This window comes from Methylobacterium sp. WL12 (assembly GCF_008039475.1).
Lineage (GTDB): Bacteria > Pseudomonadota > Alphaproteobacteria > Rhizobiales > Beijerinckiaceae > Methylobacterium > Methylobacterium cerastii.
Genome location: NZ_VRUW01000167.1, coordinates 1 through 3574, shown reverse-complemented (window position 1 = coordinate 3574; position 3574 = coordinate 1). Strand labels below are relative to the sequence as shown.

Sequence of the window (3574 nt, the reverse complement as noted above, 5' to 3'; positions counted from 1 at the left end):
CAACCACGATGTGAGGAGCGTTCGTCATAGGTCCAGACACAGGGCCGATACAGCGCCATCCCGCGCCATCCCCTGTATCCAGACCCAGACCCTATCCGCACAAGGCAGCCGTCACCGAGCGCTTACGGATCAGGTGGCGAGGCGGGTGTCGGACGGAGATCCAAGCACGACCGGCGCGATACCAGCCGCGCCTATGCGCTGGTGCGGAGCGGCGCCATGGTGCCGGTGAAGTCTGGCGATCTGCCTTCTGGTCTCGGCTGCGCCAAGCACCCAGCAACCTACCCGGCGCGCCTTTTTCGTTTAAGGCTGAGGTGATTGGAGGCGCTATGCCAACCTACCGCCTGGAATGCATCCTACGCTTCACAGATGGGCGATCCGGCATGGCGGTAGACGGCCGGAACATCCAAGCAGTCTCGCCCGTGGAAGCCATTGTGATCGCAAAACTTTACGAATGCAAAAAGCCTAAAATGGAGCTGTCTATAGCAACACTATACAACACGAGCCAAAGCATAATATGGTCTTTTAGAAACGAAATATATCGGCCGCTAGAATAGAAGCCCGAGAAAAGCTGAGCTACGGCATCGTCCGCTCAGAAGCGAAGCCGCAGACGGCTCGATGCTCTGAGTGAGCTTGTTACCTAATACCGCGCTTGTGCGGCCGAAGCGGACCGGACGCATGGGATACGGCGAGATGGGCCGAACGGTTTCCGAACCACCGTCCTTCGATGTCTGATGCGACAGCGTGGCAGAGCCCGGTTCAGCCTTGGACCTTTCGAATGGCTCACCCCACTCGCAGCTACGTACTCGTGTGGGAGGCGACCGCCTGGAACCGCAGCCTTTATTCGAGCATGGTCATATGCAACTAGGCGTTGCATATGAGGGCGTTATGATTGTAGTTGCACTAGCAGCCCTTATCGGCGGGGTGGCAATGGCTGCCTGGACGGCTGATTATGGAGCGGTCGCTGTTATCCTGACGATGCCACTCGGGGGGAGCGCGGCTGCAATGGCCGTCGCTATCCTGCTGATAATCCGTGACAAAGCGACAAAGAGAGAAAGAGAAGCTTTGACGCTTCCTGAGCTAATCCGCCCTCATCGCTAAAAATGAGCGGCGAATTCCGAACGCTCCGTGAAGCCCTGACGGCAGCTGCGGATGCGCTTCGAGACCCGAAAGCGCTGCCTTGGATCGTAACGAAGGAAGGCCACGTCCTCTCGCCCGACTGGATCGCTGCCAATGGGTCTGCAGCGCGCAGCCACTGAAACCTGTCTCACCGCAGGGCTGACTCAGCTTCTCAGCACAGTCCAGCCACCCGAGCGGCGATCTCCTTGACCGGCAGGCAAGCGTCGGGGTGATCGGCCATGATGGCCGCCCAAGGCATCGCAGGCTGTTCAGCGTCCTCAGGCTTTTGGACCAGGGCGATGCCCCCCTGATCCTTGATCTTGGCCAAGCCATCCGCACCGTCGCTGTCGTATCCGCTCAGCACGATCCCGACGACGCGCTCGCCGTAGGTCTCGGCTGCCGAGATGAACAACGGGTCCGCAGCTGGCCGCGTGAAGTTGACCTTCGCGCCATGGTCGAGCCGGATCACGCCGCGATCCAGGTACATGTGCTCGTCTGGAGGGGCGACGTAGATGTGGCCAGCTTCGATTGGATGGCCATCCTCGCCGTGCAGAACGGGAAGGTGGCTCGTCATGTTCAGGATGTCAGGCAGGATGCTAGGATGGCGGCCGGTGTGCCAGACGATGAACACCGAGGCCGAGCAGGCTGCCGGCAGCGCGGTGACGATCTTCCGAAGCGGTTCGAGGCCGCCTGTGGAAGCAGCGATGACGATGATGGCACCCATGCATCCGTCAATCGCGCCAAGCGCAGGCGAGTTCAGGCCCGACCCGCGAAACGCTACCCTATGCAGCGGACAGCCGCCTCCAAGTTCACCCGGTCCCGCATCTCCTTGCCGGGCTTGAAATGGAGCTTGGACTTCGCCTCGACGGATACGGGTGCGCCATTCCTCGGATTGCGCCCCATCCGCGCCCGCGACTCCACGATGGTGAAGGAGCCGAACCCGCGCAGCTCCACTCGATCGCCTGCCGCGATGGCGTCCGAGATCCGGCCCAAGATGGCATCGACTACCGCCTGGCAGTCCCGCTCGTAGAGATGCGGGTTCTGGGCAGCGAGGCGCAGGACGAGGTCGGACCGGATCATGGCGTCGGGATGAGGCTGCCAGCGCCGCCTGGCAAGCCTGACCGCCCCTCTTACCGTTGACTTAACCGGGTGCCCCGGCCGACATGCCATGTCCGGCTTTGGCGCGCCCTGTGGCGAGTCGTGAGCCGGCATCAGGAGAGATCGCCGCGAGATAGACCCTGAAAAGCCAACGGCCCCACCCCGGCAAGGGTGAGGCCGTCGAATTCCTGGGGCTGTGAGGCCCGCTTAGCTGCCCCTCACAAGCCATGACCTCCCTCGGGAGTCAAGACGGAACGTGTTTCCGTCAACGGGAAGGCTTTGCCTGGACCCTGGACCGCGGCCCGTAAGGGACCGTGAACGATGGACTATGCCTGCGAGATCCGCCGACAGGCGGAGACGGCTCCGCGCGCCGCGTTGCCGGCCGTCGCGTCCGCGCTGTGGAAGGCGTTCGGAGAGGGACACCTGTCCGAGGCCGAAGCGGAGGCGCTGTCCGGGCTGATCGAGGCGCGGCAGAGTTCGCCCCAGCGCGGGGCAAACCTGTGCGGCACTCAGGTTTTGAGCGCCCCCGTTTCGGGGAGCGCAAATGCCCGCCCCGAGGGTATTTGGATCAATGCGGAGATCGCCGGCATAGCCTCCGGCCTCACAGAAGCCCCCAGGAAGGCCGTCGGCTCTCGGCCGCGCACAGATGCCTCAATGGAGCGCCGTCGCCGCTGGGCGGCCTCTGGTAGGCTTCCTCCAGCCATTGCAGCCCGCTTCACTCTCGCCGAACAGGCAGTGCTGGCTGTCGTCGCGGTTGAGGTCGCGAAGCGGGGCGACTGTCGCCTTGCCGTTGGACACATAGCAGCGGTTGCGGGCGTGTCCGAGACGATGGTGCGGAACGCCTTGCGCGAGGCGCGTCAACTCGGATTGGTGACGGTCGAGGAACGGCGGCTGGCCCGCTTCCGCAACGACACCAACATCGTCTGCATCGTATCGCGGGAATGGAGCGCCTGGCTACGCCTCGCCCGATCCGGCGAGCGCGCCACCGTGGCGCGCTTGTCAGGGGGTGGGTGCAGATCCCCGAAGGGCACGAATACTCCTGCTTCCTACCCTGTGAATTCAGAGGGTTGGAAACGGCGAAAGAGCATCCGAAAGGAGGAGATCGAGGTTCGCCACAAGGCGAAGCCGACAACACGAAGCGCACCTATCCCGCATCCGCGCACAGGAATTGTGAATCGTTGATTTCGAGGCGATTTGCAGAGTGTCGTTCATACGAAGGATCGAGTGCACCTGCTGCGGCTACCGCGGGAGCGCTCGTTTCAGTGAAGTCATCAGTCTGAGGTCAACCGCGGCAAAAGGCGTATTAAATAGCCATAACATATCATAATAATCGAATAAATCCCTGAAATAATTGTATAGG

3 protein-coding genes are annotated in these 3574 nt (G+C 62.2%); 1 reads left to right on the top strand and 2 read right to left on the bottom strand.

Features of this window, described 5'->3' with window-relative positions; genetic code table 11:
• Positions 1 to 1288: 1288 nt before the first annotated feature.
• Positions 1289 to 1840, bottom strand: coding sequence for a chemotaxis protein CheB (locus tag FV226_RS26980; RefSeq protein ID WP_147765335.1), 552 nt, complete (start codon positions 1838 to 1840; stop codon positions 1289 to 1291).
• A gap of 53 nt (positions 1841 to 1893) precedes the next feature.
• Positions 1894 to 2196, bottom strand: coding sequence for an integration host factor subunit beta (locus tag FV226_RS26975; protein WP_147765334.1), 303 nt, complete (start codon positions 2194 to 2196; stop codon positions 1894 to 1896).
• Positions 2197 to 2535: 339 nt separating this feature from the next.
• Here FV226_RS26975 and FV226_RS26970 point away from each other — a divergent pair, with 339 nt between their 5' ends.
• A complete protein-coding gene (locus FV226_RS26970; protein ID WP_246691750.1) occupies positions 2536 to 3396 on the top strand; it encodes a helix-turn-helix domain-containing protein in 861 nt (286 codons plus the stop codon).
• Positions 3397 to 3574: the final 178 nt, after the last annotated feature.

Bases quoted from the DNA above. Each gene is read 5' to 3' on its own strand.
- FV226_RS26980 (WP_147765335.1), bottom strand. From the start codon at position 1,840: ATGGGTGCCATCATCGTCATCGCTGCTTCCACAGGCGGCCTCGAACCG.
- FV226_RS26975 (WP_147765334.1), bottom strand. From the start codon at position 2,196: ATGATCCGGTCCGACCTCGTCCTGCGCCTCGCTGCCCAGAACCCGCAT.
- FV226_RS26970 (WP_246691750.1), top strand. From the start codon at position 2,536: ATGGACTATGCCTGCGAGATCCGCCGACAGGCGGAGACGGCTCCGCGC.